This window comes from Agrobacterium sp. 22-210-1 (genome assembly GCF_053522525.1).
On sequence record NZ_JBNWCI010000002.1, the window covers coordinates 545,548 to 559,939 of the forward strand.

12 protein-coding genes are annotated in these 14,392 nt (G+C 58.9%); 7 read left to right on the forward strand and 5 right to left on the reverse strand.

Annotated elements, in window-relative coordinates; all coding sequences use genetic code 11:
• Window positions 1-217: 217 nt before the first annotated feature.
• Genes ACQZ5F_RS15415 through ACQZ5F_RS15435 form a run of 5 tightly spaced genes read left to right on the forward strand, consistent with a single transcriptional unit; the run spans window position 218 to window position 5,481 of the window.
• Entirely contained in the window at window positions 218-1,753 is a 1,536-nt protein-coding gene (locus ACQZ5F_RS15415) for a sugar ABC transporter ATP-binding protein (protein ID WP_225338663.1), read from the forward strand.
• 13 nt (window positions 1,754-1,766) lie between these two features.
• The gene (locus tag ACQZ5F_RS15420; RefSeq protein ID WP_046801893.1) at window positions 1,767-2,768 is read left to right on the forward strand and encodes an ABC transporter permease; all 1,002 of its coding nucleotides are present in this window, start codon (window positions 1,767-1,769) and stop codon (window positions 2,766-2,768) included.
• The gene (locus tag ACQZ5F_RS15425) at window positions 2,765-3,775 is read left to right on the forward strand and encodes an ABC transporter permease (RefSeq protein ID WP_046801892.1); all 1,011 of its coding nucleotides are present in this window, start codon (window positions 2,765-2,767) and stop codon (window positions 3,773-3,775) included. The genes ACQZ5F_RS15420 and ACQZ5F_RS15425 overlap by 4 nt, the downstream gene beginning before the upstream one ends.
• 3 nt (window positions 3,776-3,778) lie before the next feature.
• On the forward strand, window positions 3,779-4,102 hold the full coding sequence (rhaM, locus tag ACQZ5F_RS15430; RefSeq protein ID WP_052818881.1) for an L-rhamnose mutarotase: 324 nt from the start codon (window positions 3,779-3,781) through the stop codon (window positions 4,100-4,102).
• Window positions 4,099-5,481, forward strand: a complete 1,383-nt coding sequence (locus tag ACQZ5F_RS15435; protein ID WP_225338664.1) for an FGGY-family carbohydrate kinase — start codon at window positions 4,099-4,101, stop codon at window positions 5,479-5,481. Before rhaM ends, ACQZ5F_RS15435 begins: the two co-directional genes overlap by 4 nt.
• A gap of 54 nt (window positions 5,482-5,535) precedes the next feature.
• On the opposite strand, the gene ACQZ5F_RS15440 is transcribed toward ACQZ5F_RS15435, so the two are convergent.
• From ACQZ5F_RS15440 to ACQZ5F_RS15455, 4 genes are all read right to left on the reverse strand, one after another.
• Window positions 5,536-6,372, reverse strand: a complete 837-nt coding sequence (locus ACQZ5F_RS15440; protein WP_225338665.1) for an alpha/beta fold hydrolase — start codon at window positions 6,370-6,372, stop codon at window positions 5,536-5,538.
• Between the two features lie 260 nt (window positions 6,373-6,632).
• Window positions 6,633-7,328 (reverse strand): FkbM family methyltransferase, encoded by a 696-nt coding sequence (locus ACQZ5F_RS15445; protein ID WP_046801889.1) that lies wholly within the window; start codon window positions 7,326-7,328, stop codon window positions 6,633-6,635.
• Window positions 7,329-7,490: 162 nt separating this feature from the next.
• Window positions 7,491-9,413 (reverse strand): putative bifunctional diguanylate cyclase/phosphodiesterase, encoded by a 1,923-nt coding sequence (locus ACQZ5F_RS15450; protein ID WP_232370444.1) that lies wholly within the window; start codon window positions 9,411-9,413, stop codon window positions 7,491-7,493.
• A gap of 21 nt (window positions 9,414-9,434) precedes the next feature.
• Window positions 9,435-9,941 (reverse strand): putative pterin-binding protein, encoded by a 507-nt coding sequence (locus ACQZ5F_RS15455; protein ID WP_046801887.1) that lies wholly within the window; start codon window positions 9,939-9,941, stop codon window positions 9,435-9,437.
• A 622-nt stretch (window positions 9,942-10,563) separates the two neighbouring features.
• Between ACQZ5F_RS15455 and ACQZ5F_RS15460 the strand changes: the two genes are divergently transcribed.
• Both ACQZ5F_RS15460 and ACQZ5F_RS15465 read left to right on the forward strand, forming a co-directional pair.
• Window positions 10,564-12,000 (forward strand): NAD-dependent succinate-semialdehyde dehydrogenase, encoded by a 1,437-nt coding sequence (locus ACQZ5F_RS15460; RefSeq protein WP_046801885.1) that lies wholly within the window; start codon window positions 10,564-10,566, stop codon window positions 11,998-12,000.
• Window positions 12,001-12,247: 247 nt separating this feature from the next.
• Window positions 12,248-13,345, forward strand: coding sequence for a DNA alkylation repair protein (locus ACQZ5F_RS15465; protein ID WP_225338923.1), 1,098 nt, complete (start codon window positions 12,248-12,250; stop codon window positions 13,343-13,345).
• A 16-nt stretch (window positions 13,346-13,361) separates the two neighbouring features.
• On the opposite strand, the gene ACQZ5F_RS15470 is transcribed toward ACQZ5F_RS15465, so the two are convergent.
• On the reverse strand, window positions 13,362-14,387 hold the full coding sequence (locus ACQZ5F_RS15470) for a sulfate/molybdate ABC transporter ATP-binding protein (RefSeq protein ID WP_046801883.1): 1,026 nt from the start codon (window positions 14,385-14,387) through the stop codon (window positions 13,362-13,364).
• Between the last annotated feature and the right edge of the window lie 5 nt (window positions 14,388-14,392).

The following is a 14,392-nucleotide window of genomic DNA, read 5'->3' on the forward strand; positions in this document are numbered from 1 at the left end:
GAGCAATATCCGGCGGTGCGGAGGCTACCCCCTCTGCCCTGCCGGGCATCTCCCCCTAAAGGGGGGAGATCGGCTGGACGATAACGCTCGCTCACTCTCAACTTTAGTGATGGCCTCAACGGTGCCGCATATCGATCTCCCCCCTTGAGGGGGAGATGCCCGGCAGGGCAGAGGGGGGTGCCCCTCGTCGCTTCAATCAAACTGACCGGTAAGACGGATGATGCGTATCGAAACGAAAATTTTAGACATTGCCGACGCTTCAAATTCAACGCCCATTCTCGAAATGCGCGGCATCAGCCAGATATTCCCCGGCGTGAAGGCGCTGGATGGCGTCGATATCGCGCTTTACCCCGGCAAGGTCACCGCGCTGATCGGCGAGAACGGCGCGGGCAAATCCACGCTCGTCAAAATCCTCACCGGCATCTACCGCCCGAACGAAGGCGAAATCCTGCTGGACGGCACGGCCGTGACCTTCCACGGCGCGCAGGACGCCATCGATGCCGGCGTCACCGCCATTCATCAGGAAACCGTGCTGTTTGACGAGCTTTCGGTCGGCGAGAACATCTTCCTCGGCCATGCGCCAAAAGGCCGTTTCGGCCTGATCGACTGGAAGACAATCAATACGCGCGCCAGAGTTCTGCTGGAACAGCTCGAAAGCACCATCGATCCGTCCATCCGGCTGAAAGACCTGTCCATTGCCCAGCGTCACCTCGTGGCCATCGCCAGGGCGTTGTCGGTCGAGGCGCGCATCGTGATCATGGACGAGCCGACGGCCGCGCTTTCCCGCAAGGAGATCGACGATCTCTTCCGCATCGTCGAAAACCTCAAGCGGCAGGGCAAGGCGATCCTCTTCATCAGCCACAAGTTCGATGAAGTCTATGAAATCGCCGAGAACTACGCTGTTTTTCGTGACGGCAAGATGGTTGGCGCCGGCAATCTGGCAGCCACGCCACAGGACGAGATCGTGCGCCTGATGGTTGGCCGCGACGTGACGAACGCCTTCCCCAAGCAGCCCGTCACGCTGGGCCCAACGGTTTTGTCGGTCCGCGATTATTCGCACCAGACGGAATTCCGCGATATTTCGCTGGAACTGCGCAAGGGTGAAATTCTTGGCCTTTATGGGTTGATCGGCGCCGGCCGCTCCGAACTCTGCCAGTCGCTGTTCGGTATCACCCGTCCGGCTTCGGGAGAAGTAACGCTGAACGGCCAGCCGCTCACCATCCGTTCGCCTGAGGACGCGATCCGTGCCGGCATCGTTTATGTGCCTGAAGAACGTGGCCGCCACGGTCTGGCGCTGGACATGCCGATCTATCAGAACATGTCGCTGCCTTCGCTCACGCGCACCTCGCGCAAGGGGTTTCTGGCGGCCGCCAATGAATTCGCGCTGGCACGCAAATATGCGTCCCGTCTCGATCTGCGGGCGGCTGCACTCTCCGTTCCAGTCGGCACGCTTTCGGGCGGTAACCAGCAGAAGGTGGTGATCGGCAAGTGGCTCGCCACCCAGCCCAAGGTCATCATTCTCGACGAGCCCACAAAGGGCATCGATATCGGCTCCAAGGCCGCCGTGCATGGCTTCATCAGCGAGCTTGCGGCCGAAGGGCTTTCCATCATCATGATTTCATCCGAACTTCCCGAAATCCTCGGCATGTCCGACCGCGCCATCGTCATGCGTGAAGGCCTGATGGCGGGTCAGTTCGAACGCGCCGATTTTTCTCCGGAAAAGCTGGTGCGCGCCGCCACCGGCAACGCCTGAGAGGGGCAAAACCATGCAACGTTTCCTCAAAAATCGCGAATGGCTGCTGGCAGGCATCATCATCATCATGATCGCCGGTTTTGCGCTGCGCGCCCCCGGTTTCAGCCGACCGGCCAATCTGGTTAACATCTTCAACGATACCTCGATCCTCATCATTCTGGCGCTTGGCCAGATGGCGGTCATTCTCACCAAATCCATCGATCTTTCGGTTGCCGCCAATCTCGCCTTCACCGGCATGGCGGTGGCGATGACCAATGCCGCATTTCCTGGCATTCCGCTGCCGCTTCTGATCGTCATGGCGGTCGGCATCGGTGCGTTTCTCGGCTCGCTTAACGGCGTACTGGTCTGGTGGCTCGGCATTCCGCCCATCGTCGTCACGCTCGGCACACTCACCATCTATCGCGGCATGGCCTTCGTGCTCTCGGGCGGCGGGTGGGTGAATGCGCACCAGCTTTCGCCCACTTTCCTCAATGTCCCACGCACCGTGGTGCTCGGCATGCCGGTTCTTTCATGGGTGGCGATCCTTATCATCGCCGGTGCCTGGCTGGTGCTCAGCCGCACCTCCTTCGGTCGCTCAGCCTATGCGTCAGGCGGCAATCCCGGTGCTGCCGTCTATGCGGGCATCGATGTCGGCCGCACGCGCTTCTTCGCGTTCGTACTCTCGGGGGCGCTCGCTGGTCTCGCAAGCTATCTCTGGGTCTCGCGTTATGCCGTTGCCTATGTAGATATCGCCGCCGGTTTCGAACTGGATAGCGTGGCGGCCAATGTGATCGGCGGCATCTCGATTGCCGGCGGCATCGGCTCGGTGGCGGGGGCGGTGCTCGGCGCGCTGTTTCTCGGCGTCATCAAGAACGCCCTGCCCGTCATCGGCATCTCACCCTTCGCGCAGATGGCGATATCAGGCGTGGTGATCGTGCTTGCCGTCGTTTTCAACGCCCGCGCCGAAGCTCGAAAAGGCCGCATCATCCTGCGTGACCGGGCGGCAGCCGATCAGGCCAAGGAGGCCGCAGCATGAGCCCGATGTCTCAACCGGCACAGAGCCCACGTGTTATCCCCGACAAGCTCGGTACGCCGCTGCGCCGGGTCATGGCCAGCTGGGAAGTGTTGCTGCTTGGCGTTGCGATCCTCATCTTCATCGCCAATTCGCTCGCCTCGCCCTATTTCCTCAATGCCTGGAACCTCTCCGACGCAACCTTCAACTTCACCGAAAAGGCGATCATCGCCTTTGCCATGGCGCTTCTGATCATTGCCGGTGAAATCGATCTGTCCGTCGCCGCCATCATCGCGCTCGCCTCCACCGCCATGGGTGCGGCGGTGCAGATGGGTGTCGGCACACCCGGCCTCGTCGCCATCGGCATCGGCACCGGAGTTTTGTGCGGGGCTTTCAACGGCTTTCTCGTTGCGGGACTGAAACTGCCATCCATCGTCGTCACCATCGGCACGATGAGCCTGTTTCGCGGCATCTCCTATATGGTGCTGGGTGATCAGGCCTATGGCAAATATCCGGCCGATTTCGCCTATTTCGGACAGGGTTACGTGATCTCCGTCATCTCTTTCGAATTTGTGCTGTTCATCGTCATGGCCGTCCTCTTCGCCATTCTGCTGCATGCCACCAATTTCGGCCGGCAGGTCTATGTCATCGGCACCAATCCCTTCGCGGCCCGTTTTTCCGGCATCCCCGTCGAGCGCGTGAAGTTCATCCTCTTCCTGCTCACCGGCCTGATGAGCGGCATCGCCGCCGTCTGCCTCACCTCGCGGCTCGGCTCCACCCGCCCGTCGATTGCTCAGGGCTGGGAGCTTGAGGTGGTGACCATGGTGGTGCTGGGCGGCGTCTCCATTCTCGGCGGCTCCGGCACCATTGCCGGCGTCGTCATCGCCGCCTTCGTCATGGGCCTCGTCACATTCGGTCTCGGGCTGCTGAATGTGCCTGGTATCGTCATGTCGATTTTCGTCGGCCTGCTTTTGATCATCACCATCGCCATCCCCATCGTCGTTCGCCGCCTTAGAGCCATGAGAGGCTGAGCCATGCCGGAATTCGAAAAACACGCCTTCAAGATGAAACTCTTTCCCGGCAAGCAGGCGGAATACAAAAAACGCCATGACGAGATATGGCCGGAACTTGTCGCGCTGCTGCATGAAGCGGGTGTGAGCGATTATTCCATCCATCTCGACCCGGAAACCAACATTCTGTTCGGCGTGCTGACACGCCCGAAGAACCACGGCATGGCATCCTTGCCCGAAAATCCCGTGATGAAAAAATGGTGGGCGCATATGGCCGATATCATGGAGAGCAATCCCGACAATTCGCCAGTCGTGAAAGACCTCGTGCCGGTGTTCCATCTGCCATGAGCGATCCAATCATACCCGGCCGCATCGCGGTCATCGATATCGGCAAGACCAATGCCAAGGTCGTCATTATCGACACCGGCACTGGAGAAGAGATTGCCAGCGACCGACGGACGAACCCGGTCCTTCGCGACGGCATTTATCCGCATTACGATGTGGAAATGCTCTGGAGCTTCATTCTCGCCTCGCTTCGCCGATTTGACCGTGAGCCGGGTTTCGACGCGATTTCCATCACCACCCATGGCGCGGCAGCGGCCCTTCTCGATGGCAACGGCGATCTTGCCATGCCGGTGCTGGATTATGAGCACAGCTATCCCACGGCTATTCAGGAGGCCTATCTTGGCCTCAGACCCGATTTTTCAGAAACCGGCTCGCCACAACTGCCCGCCGGGCTGAACCTCGGCGCGCAAATCCATTTCCAGAAAGCGGCCTTTCCAGATGACTTCGCCAGGGTACGCAGCATCGTCACCTATGCGCAATATTGGGCGGGGCGGCTGACCGGCATTCACGCCACCGAAACGACTTCGCTTGGTTGCCACACGGACCTCTGGAACCCTCGGCGGAAAACCTTCTCCTCGCTGGTCGAACGTCTCGGCATCGAGCAATTGATGGCGCCAGTGCGCTCCGCTTTCGATGTGCTTGGGCCAGTTCGCACGTCACTGGCACAGGAAGCCGGTCTGTCTCCGGATGTGTCCGTCTATTGCGGCATCCACGATTCCAACGCATCCCTCCTGCCGCATCTGTTGCGCCGGCAGGGCGATTTTTCGGTCGTTTCCACCGGTACATGGGTGGTGAATTTCGCCATCGGCGGCACAGTGGATGCGCTGGACCCCGCCCGTGACACGCTGTTGAATGTCGATGCTCTCGGACGCCCCGTTCCGTCGTCCCGCTTCATGGGCGGCAGGGAGTATGAAATGCTGACGCAGCAATTCGGGCCTGCGCCGGACGACGAGATCGAAGCCACGCTTAGTGGTGTGCTGGCCAAGGGCATGATGCTGTTGCCCAGCGTCGTCGGCGGTTCCGGCCCCTTCCCCGGCAAAACGGCGCGCTGGATCAATGACGACAATGCCACGGTCGCGGAACGGCACGCGGCAGCATCCCTTTATCTTGCGCTTATGACGGAGTTCAGTCTTTCGCTGATCGGGCGAAAAGGCCCGGTGCTGGTTGAAGGCCCATTTGCCAGCAATGCGCTTTATCTCAAGGCGCTGGCGGGTTTTGCCGATGCGGAGGTGATCGCCGTCGGCGGTTCCACGGGCACCAGCGCGGGCGCCGCACTCCTCACCGGTATCAGGCCGCTTGCCGGCCGGGAGCGTCATTTCGCTCCTGATAGCATTGCCGGGCTTGGTTCATATCGTAGCGACTGGCTCGCGCGTCTGGATTGACCCAAAATACGAAACGCGGCCTCGAATGAAGCCGCATTCCCTTTCGCCCAAAGATCAGCCCTTGATGAAGGCCAGAAGATCGGCGTTCAGCACATCGGCATTGATGGTCAGCATGCCGTGCGAGAAACCGGGATAGGTCTTCAGCGTGCCGTTTTTCAGCAGCTTTACCGATTTCAGCGCGGAGTCGGCAATCGGCACGATCTGGTCGTCTTCGCCGTGCAGTACCAGCGTCGGAACACTGATCACCTTCAGGTCTTCGGTCTGGTCGGTTTCTGAAAAAGCCTTGATACCATCGTAGTGAGCCTTTGCGCCGCCCATCATGCCCTGCCGCCACCAGTTCTGGATCACGCCTTCCTGAGCGGCCGCACCATCACGGTTGAAACCGTAGAACGGGCCGGACGGCACATCGCGGAAGAATTGCGCGCGATTTGCGGCAAGTGCCGAGCGGAAGCCGTCAAAAACCTCCATCGGCAGGCCTTCAGGGTTGGCCGCGGTCTTGAGCATCAGCGGCGGCACGGCGGAAACGAGCACGGCCTTGGCAACGCGGCCGGCGGGTTCGCCATGTTTAGCGACATAACACGCCACTTCGCCACCGCCGGTGGAGTGGCCGATATGTACGGCGTTCTTCAGATCGAGCGCCTCGACGACGGCAAAGGCGTCGGCGGCGTAGTGATCCATGTCGTGACCGTCGGCAACCTGGGCGGACCGGCCATGGCCACGACGGTCATGGGCGACGACGCGAAAACCCTTGGAGAGAAAGAACAGCATCTGCGCATCCCAGTCATCGGAAGAGAGCGGCCAGCCGTGATGAAACATGATGGGCTGGGCATCCTTCGGGCCCCAGTCCTTGTAGAAGATTTCGGTTCCGTCTGTCGTCTTTACAAAGCCCATGATCATTCTCCTTCGGTTGCGTTGGCATCTTCCGGTGCGGCGTCAGTTGTGCGCCGGTTTGATGGAGGGATGATGACGCAGGACAACGGTTGCGACAATTGCAACAATAATTGGCAATGAATTGCTGTTAATGAAATTATCTTTTCGATCCGCATGTCTGCACACGCATCGAACCGCTCCGCGCCCTCACTCTGCAGTGAGAACGAGAGGATAGGCAGACGGTTCCGTGAATTCAATCACCTCTTGGGCGACCCTTATTTTCAGTCCACGTCGGGATCGTATTCCCTGGGGCTGTCATCGTTGGAGAACAACACGCAGGGCCCGCGGGAACCGCGCGGATCATAGGCATAGCCCTTGGCCGTCAGCGCCTGCATGATATCGCGAACCCCGGCGAGGCCATAAAGATGGTCGTGCAGCTCCACGAATATCCGCTCTACACCGGTAAGCTTGGCCCTGCCAAGCAGGTCGCGTTCGGCACCTTCAATATCCATCACGAGGGCAGTAATGCCGTGGCTGGCGATGAACTCGTCGATATTTTCGGAAGAGATTTCGATGCGCTGTTCATAAGGCCCCTGATTTTCGTCCATGGAGGACATCCAGAGATCCTTGCGGACATAGAAAGGATAGGTGCTCGGCGCATCGGCGGTGAGAAGCCCCTGCGAAAACACGACATTGCCACGGCAATTGGCCTTGAGCACCCGCTCTGCTAGCGCCGCCGTCGAAGGGTTGGCCTCGAAAGCCCACACCGAAACATCGTCTATGCCGGCGATGATGGAGGTAATGATGCCGATTCCGGACCCCAGTTCCAACACGCGGTCGCCGGGCTTGATGGCTTTCAGGACGCTGCGGGCCTCTTTCGCCTCATAGCTGCCGTCGGTCAGCGCCTGCCAGATGACGGGCGATACCTCATCGGAAGAAAGAGGCAGGGCAACTCCATGCACGTCCAGTATTTCCATGTCTCAAGCCTTTTCGCAAAACCCGGTCGTTTCACCGGAACGATCCCGTATCGACCGGGAATGCTCTACAGCATCGCTGCGGCAACCGGTATCGGTTTTAGCAGGAACCAATGCATCCGGTTAAAATTTCGATACGCTTGCGATGGTGCGAAAACGAGGATTTCAGACGGAACTCCAGAACACCAGTTCCTTGGCCGGCAACGGCCTGCTGATCAGATAACCCTGCACCTGATCGCAACCCAGACGTCTGACGCATTCATATTGCTCTTCCGTCTCGATGCCTTCGGCAATCGTGGTCATCCGCAGACTGCGTCCCACCCCGACCACAAATTCGACGATCGCCAGCGCGTCGCGATCGCTGGTAATATCGCGCAGGAAGGACCGGTCGATCTTGATCTTGTCGAAGGGTACGCCGCGCAAATTCGCGAGCGAGGAATAACCTGTGCCAAAATCATCCATGGCGATCTTGATGCCGACATCCTTCAGCCGGGTCAGCGTATTGATCGTCTGGTCGCTCTTGTTCAGCAGGATCGATTCGGTGATCTCAAGCTCAAGCCGGCTCGGCTCCAGGCCGCTTTTTTGAAGAGCACCCATGACGTTCTGGATGAGGTTGGTGCTGTGAAACTGAACCGGCGACAGATTGACCGCCACTTTCATGTCCTCGTCCCAGCCCATCGCTTCACGGCAGGCAGTCTCCATCACCCATTTCCCGAGCGAATGAATAAGGCCGGTTCGTTCCGCAACGGGAATGAACACGCTGGGCGGCACATCCCCCCGCACAGGATGCTTCCAGCGCAGAAGTGCCTCGAAACCGCAGAGCTTGCGTGTCTGAGTCGCCACCTGCGGCTGATAATAGACTTCCATCTCATCGTTCTGCAGTGCGGTCTGCAGATCGGCCTCGAAGGATTTCTTTTCGGTCAGCTGCTTCTGCATACGGACCTTGAAAACACTCGCCCGGCCCGGGCCGATGGCTTTCGCCTCATAAAGCGCCAGATCCGCGCGCTTGAACAATTCATCCGCATCGACTGTGCCATGCGATATGGCGATGCCGATGCAGGTGCCGATTTTGACTTCCTGCTCGCCAAGCTGGTAGGTGCGGCTGATCTGGTCGATGAGCTTGGAGGCAAGGCGGCGGGCCGTGTCCTCGTTAAGATCATCGGACACCACGGCGAATTCGTCGCCGCCCAGCCGGCACACCATGTCGTAATCTCCGCCGATCGCCGAAAGCCGCTGCGCCACAGCCTGGAGCAACGCGTCTCCCGCATCGTGGCCAAGCGTATCGTTGACGTCCTTGAATCCGTCGAGATCAAGCAGAAGGATCGCTGTCGTTCCTGTGCCGCCAAAGGACCGACGCAACCTCTCGATCAGTTCCTGGCGGAACAGGGACCGGTTGGGCAGCCCCGTCAGCGCGTCGTGATAGGCGTCATGTTCCAGCCGTACATTTTTCGCCTGCAGCTCCAGCGTTGCGGCGCGCAGATCGTCCGTCAGGCCGCGCATGCTCTTCTGCGCCCGGTTCAGCAGGTCGTTCTGACGAAGCAGCAATATGACCAGCGCGATGCCGCACAGGATGAGGCCACCCGCCAACGCGGTATAGACGATGTGCAGCTTGCGGACATCCTCATGGGCCGTATCGATGAGATTGACATCATAGGCCACTGATGACGAGGCCAGTGTCGTCATCGGCGCATCGAGCGCGCTCATGGACGAGAGCAGATCCGGAACATCCGCCGGTTCCAGACTGTTCATCTGCTGTTCCAGACGCGCCAGAACGGCGTCAAGCTGGGCTACGAGTTCCCGCCACTGCTGTTTTTCATTGATGAAAGCCCCCAGATTGCCTTGCTTCAAAAGCTCCAGGCGGCTGAGCATGATGTCCAGACGCAGCTGCAGTTCGTCCCGATCAAGCTTGCCCGGGCTCAGCGCGAATACGGCGAGCTTATTCTGAAGACGAAGATATTCCGCCACGGTCTGGCTGACAGCCCACGAATCGTTATAGCGGGCAAACTTCTGCAGAGCGGTTTGCCGCTCGGCAATGACGAAAGCGATATAGCCCGTTGCCAGGACGAAGCAACAGATGATCACCGCCACAAGTTTTCGCAAACGGCACCTTTATTCCACTATCAATTTGGCGACTTGCCACGCGGACCGCGAATAATAGGTCTGCTTCTGCAATTCCGGGTCGCTGTCATAGGGGTAGATGACGAACAACGGACCCTTTTCTCGAACCGTCATGTAATTGCCATCCAGTTTGATCGCCAGAATAACGTTAAATTTCTTAAAATCCTCAACCGGTATCGTGCTGACATAATCATTGAGAGCGACCGCCGTGATGCTGGTGCCTGTCGCACCGACGACCTCCATCAATTTTGCCAGCGAAACACCGTCGAAACGGACGCGACCATCGTGCCATGGCGTCGTCGTCTCCACCGTCACCATGCCGAGCGCCTCCAGCATGTCGCGATCGAACTGCGCGGCACCGTCGGCGTTCGTATTGGTGATCTTTCCAGATATGGTTAATATCGGCTTGCCTTGCGGTTTGGCAATCGTCCCGGCTTGGGCACAGGAAAGCCACACGAGCGACAAGAACGCACTGAGAAGTACCCGGGCGAAACTCATACTTTTTCTCCATCGATAACGTTCAGGTCGAAGGTTTTCGCCAACCGCAATGGTCAAGGGAACCGACGTCCGCAATATATATCAGGAACGGATGTTATATCCTCACTGAGATTTTATCCGTATTTTCTCTAGGTTTTGAGTAAACCCTTTGGATAATTTTTCTGTCTTATTTGTACTTTTTTACGTTTCGCGCACTGTTATGACGCAAGCGAAGCCCACTCATGCTGTCTCATCAAATTCGTCCGGCGGGACGAAGGCCAAATTGTGGCGGGAGCTTTCCTGCTCACATAGAGAAACGTGTGATTCGCGCGAACCGGAGGTTGTGATCGAAAATCCGGCATCGGCTTGCATGCTAAACATAAATGACAAAAGACAAGTTCCACGTCACAGAAAAATCATCGTCTTTGCCGGAGCCGACGGTTGAAACATACCGCGCGGAACTTAATATAAAGACTGTCGTTTCCGTTTCCGGCAACTCCAGAATCCCCGCCGGAAATGTCCAGACACAAGTTCCGCGCAGCGAAAGCCGCGATGCCGGATATCGTCCGGCCAGGAAAATTCTGTTCACGTCTCCGGGCCTGACGGCACCTGCCGTATTGGCCGCATCATGAAGGTAGCCCCTATGCACACCTATCCCGACATCAAACTTCTCATTGATGGCGAATGGCGAGACGCCGTTTCCGGCAAGACGATCGCCGTGTCCGATCCGGCAACCGACGAGATCATCGGCGCGATCGCCCACGCAGAGAAAGAAGACCTCGATCTGGCACTTGCCGCCGCTGACCGTGGCTTCAAGGTGTGGCGCGACACCTCACCCTTCGAGCGTTCGAAGATCATGCGCAAGGCCGCGGATATCCTGCGCGAGCGCAAGGACAAGATCGCCTATGTGATGACCCGCGAGCAGGGCAAACCGCTGGCGCAATCCGCTACCGAAATCATGGGGGCCGCCGATACCATCGACTGGTTCGCCGAAGAAGCACGCCGCACCTATGGCCAGGTCATTCCCGCGCGTGCGACCGGCGTTTCGCAGCTTGCCATCAAGCTGCCGGTTGGTCCCGTTGCGGCGTTTACGCCCTGGAACTTCCCGATCAACCAGATCGTCCGCAAGCTTTCCGCAGCGCTTGCCACCGGCTGCTCCATCATCGTCAAGGCGCCGGAGGAAACCCCGGCCTCGCCGGCGGAGCTGATCCGCGCTTTCGTGGATGCCGGCGTACCGGCTGGCGTCATCGGCCTCGTTTACGGCGTTCCATCAGAGATTTCGGAATATCTGATCCCGCATCCGATCATCCGCAAGATTTCCTTCACCGGCTCCACCCCGATCGGCAAGCACCTCGCGGCGCTGGCCGGCAAGCACATGAAGCGCGCCACGATGGAACTCGGCGGCCATGCGCCGGTGATGATCTTTAACGACGCCGATATCGAAAAGGCGATTGAGGTGACTTCGCTTTCGAAGTTCCGCAATGCCGGTCAGGTCTGTGTCGCTCCCACCCGCTTCCTCGTGCAGGACGGCGTGGCGGACCGTTTCCTTGAAGGTTTCGTGGAAGCCGCCAAGGCGGTGAAGGTCGGCAACGGCCTGGAAGACGGTGTCATCATGGGTCCGCTCGCCAATGAGCGGCGTATTCCGGCGCTGGAAGGCCTCATCAGTGATGCGGTTTCCCATGGCGGCGAATTGAAGACCGGCGGCCGCCGCATCGGTAACAAAGGCAATTTCTTCGAACCGACGGTTCTCGCCAACGTGCCGACCACCGCCAAGATCATGAATGACGAGCCCTTCGGCCCGGTCGCGATCATCAACCGCTTCTCGAGCTTCGACGATGCGGTTGCCGAAGCGAACCGCCTGCCTTTCGGTCTTGCATCTTATGCCTTCACCGGTTCGGTCAAGACCGCGCATGCGCTCGGTCATCAGGTTGAGGCCGGCATGCTGACCATCAACCATAACGGCCTTGCGCTTCCCGAAGTCCCCTTCGGCGGCATCAAGGATTCCGGTTATGGCACGGAAGGCGGCTCGGAAGCGGTCCAGGCCTATCTGGAGACCCGCTTCATCAGCCAGATGAGCTGAATAGGTCTTGAAATTTCTTCTCCCCATCGGGGAGAAGATGCCCCAAAAGGGGCAGATGAGTGGGCAAGCTCTCCGCACATCTCTGTGCTCGCCCCCTCACCCCCCTGACGCGACCTTCTCCCCGGCGGGGAGAAGGAGGCAAGCCGCACTCGCTTATCCTTTCTCACGCCCTGGAAGTTGCTCAGCATTATCTTGCCTCCAGCTTCATCGTGCCCTAGAAGAACAAAAAGTGAACTTTGAGGGCGATATGAGCGACACGGCGGCACCGGCATTGAAGGAAATCTTCAACAGCGAAAAATTGCGGCATATTGCCGATCAGACGAAGGCCGTTCATCCACCATTTGACGTTTCCGCCTTCATGACGCTCGCAACGACAAATCTCGAGGCGCTTGGCATCATGCAGCGCATGCGGCAGGTGGCGACCAGCCTGCATGCCACATTGCCCGGCGACTATGCCCGCAATATCGAAATTCTGACCGCCGCAGCCCCCGGAATCGGCAACGGTTTCGCCTCCATTTCACTGCCGGAATATGTGGCGCTTTACGGCCTCGATGATTTCGATCTTTCCATGCAAGCACTTAGCTATTTCACCCGTTTCGGCTCCTCTGAATTCGCCATCCGGCATTTTCTGCAAAGGGACATGGCCCGCACCCTTGCCGTGATGGAAACATGGTCCCGGCACGAGAACGAGCATGTGCGACGGCTGGCGAGCGAAGGCTGCCGGCCCCGCCTGCCCTGGTCTTTCCAGCTCAAACCCTTGATCGACGATCCGTCACCGGTCACGGCGATCCTTGAGACCATGAAAGCCGATGAGGCGCTTTACGTCCGCAAATCCGTTGCCAATCACCTGAATGACATCACCAAGGACAATCCCGCCTTCGTGCTGGCGCTGATCGATACATGGCCGAAAGACAATCCGCATACGCGCTGGATCATGCGACAAGCCCTGCGTACGCTGATCAAGAAGGGAGATGCAGCCGCACTTTCCCATCTTGGCGCGCATGAGGAAGCGCAGATCGCGCTTGCCGCGTTTCAGGTCTCACCGGAAAAGATCGTTCTCGGCAATCCCGTGCGGATTTCGGCCTCCTTCACCTCCACGGCAAAGAGCCCACAGAAACTGGTGATCGATTACGCCGTACATTACGTCAAGAAGAGCGGCGACGCCTCGGCGAAAGTCTTCAAGTGGAAGGAAATCGAACTTCAGCCGGGCGAAACATGCGCGCTGTCGATCAGCCGCGCCATGCGCGACTTTACCACCCGCAAGCACTATGCCGGTGTCCACAAGGTCGATCTCATGGTCAATGGCAGGCTGGTAGCAGAGGCCTCTTTCGAGCTCCTGATCTAAGGCTGTCGAGGATCTCTCACGCCGCCGGGAAAATCTTTGCCCGGCGGATGATGACGGAACCACGGTCACCGGCGGCAACATCGTTTTCCGGCGGCACGTCGAATTCCAGCAGATCACCGCCATCAGTGCTGGCGATCACCCGGCGCTCGCCCGCCCGGTCGAGAACCCGCGCCACCGAAGCAGGAATGCCTTCATGCAGGTCTTCCCATTCGAGATCGCCGGGACGGGCATAAATATCGACCGCGCCGTCCCCTTGCGCATAAGAGAAAGGCAGTTCGTTTTCACCGACATAAACCTTGCCGCCGCGCGCCACGCCGGACACCCGGTTGGCATCGCCGAGAAAACGCATGACGAAAGAACTATTGGGCTGGCGGCACACCTCTTTCGGCGTGCCCTGCTGCACGATCTCGCCCTGATTGAGAATGACAACGCGGTCGGCGAGATCAAGCGCCTCTTCCTGATCATGCGTCACGAAAATTGTGGTGATGCCCAGTGCATCGTGAATTTCACGCAGCCAGCGGCGCAGGTCGCGGCGCACATTGGCATCCAGCGCGCCGAAAGGCTCATCGAGCAGAAGCACCTTCGGATCGACCGAAAGCGCACGCGCCAGAGCCACACGCTGGCGCTGTCCGCCAGAAATCTGCGCCGGAAAACGCTCGCCGAGACCATCGAGCTTGACCAGGCTCAGAAGCTCCCTGACCCGGGCATCGATCGCCGCTTTGTCGCGCTTGACCTTCGAAACCTTCATGCCGAAAGCAATGTTTTCGTGCAGCGTCATATGCGGGAACAACGCATAGTGCTGGAATACGAAACCGACGCCGCGATCACGCACCGGAATATTGGTGGCGTCTTCATCTCCGAAGAAGATACGGCCGCCATCGGTATATTCGAGACCGGCGACCATGCGCAAAATCGTCGTCTTGCCGGAGCCGGAAGGCCCGAGCAGCGCCAGAAGCTCGCCGCTTTCGATATCCAGCGAAACATCGCGCACCGCGCGGAACGTATCGAAGGTCTTCACCACGTTTTCGAGGCGGATTTTCATGGGAA

Excerpts from the sequence above, each read along its gene's own strand:
- ACQZ5F_RS15415 (WP_225338663.1), top strand. The coding sequence starts at position 218 with ATGATGCGTATCGAAACGAAAATTTTAGACATTGCCGACGCTTCAAAT.
- ACQZ5F_RS15420 (WP_046801893.1), top strand. The coding sequence starts at position 1,767 with ATGCAACGTTTCCTCAAAAATCGCGAATGGCTGCTGGCAGGCATCATC.
- ACQZ5F_RS15425 (WP_046801892.1), top strand. The coding sequence starts at position 2,765 with ATGAGCCCGATGTCTCAACCGGCACAGAGCCCACGTGTTATCCCCGAC.
- rhaM (WP_052818881.1), top strand. The coding sequence starts at position 3,779 with ATGCCGGAATTCGAAAAACACGCCTTCAAGATGAAACTCTTTCCCGGC.
- ACQZ5F_RS15435 (WP_225338664.1), top strand. The coding sequence starts at position 4,099 with ATGAGCGATCCAATCATACCCGGCCGCATCGCGGTCATCGATATCGGC.
- ACQZ5F_RS15440 (WP_225338665.1), bottom strand. The coding sequence starts at position 6,372 with ATGGGCTTTGTAAAGACGACAGACGGAACCGAAATCTTCTACAAGGAC.
- ACQZ5F_RS15445 (WP_046801889.1), bottom strand. The coding sequence starts at position 7,328 with ATGGAAATACTGGACGTGCATGGAGTTGCCCTGCCTCTTTCTTCCGAT.
- ACQZ5F_RS15455 (WP_046801887.1), bottom strand. The coding sequence starts at position 9,941 with ATGAGTTTCGCCCGGGTACTTCTCAGTGCGTTCTTGTCGCTCGTGTGG.
- ACQZ5F_RS15460 (WP_046801885.1), top strand. The coding sequence starts at position 10,564 with ATGCACACCTATCCCGACATCAAACTTCTCATTGATGGCGAATGGCGA.
- ACQZ5F_RS15465 (WP_225338923.1), top strand. The coding sequence starts at position 12,248 with ATGAGCGACACGGCGGCACCGGCATTGAAGGAAATCTTCAACAGCGAA.
- ACQZ5F_RS15470 (WP_046801883.1), bottom strand. The coding sequence starts at position 14,387 with ATGAAAATCCGCCTCGAAAACGTGGTGAAGACCTTCGATACGTTCCGC.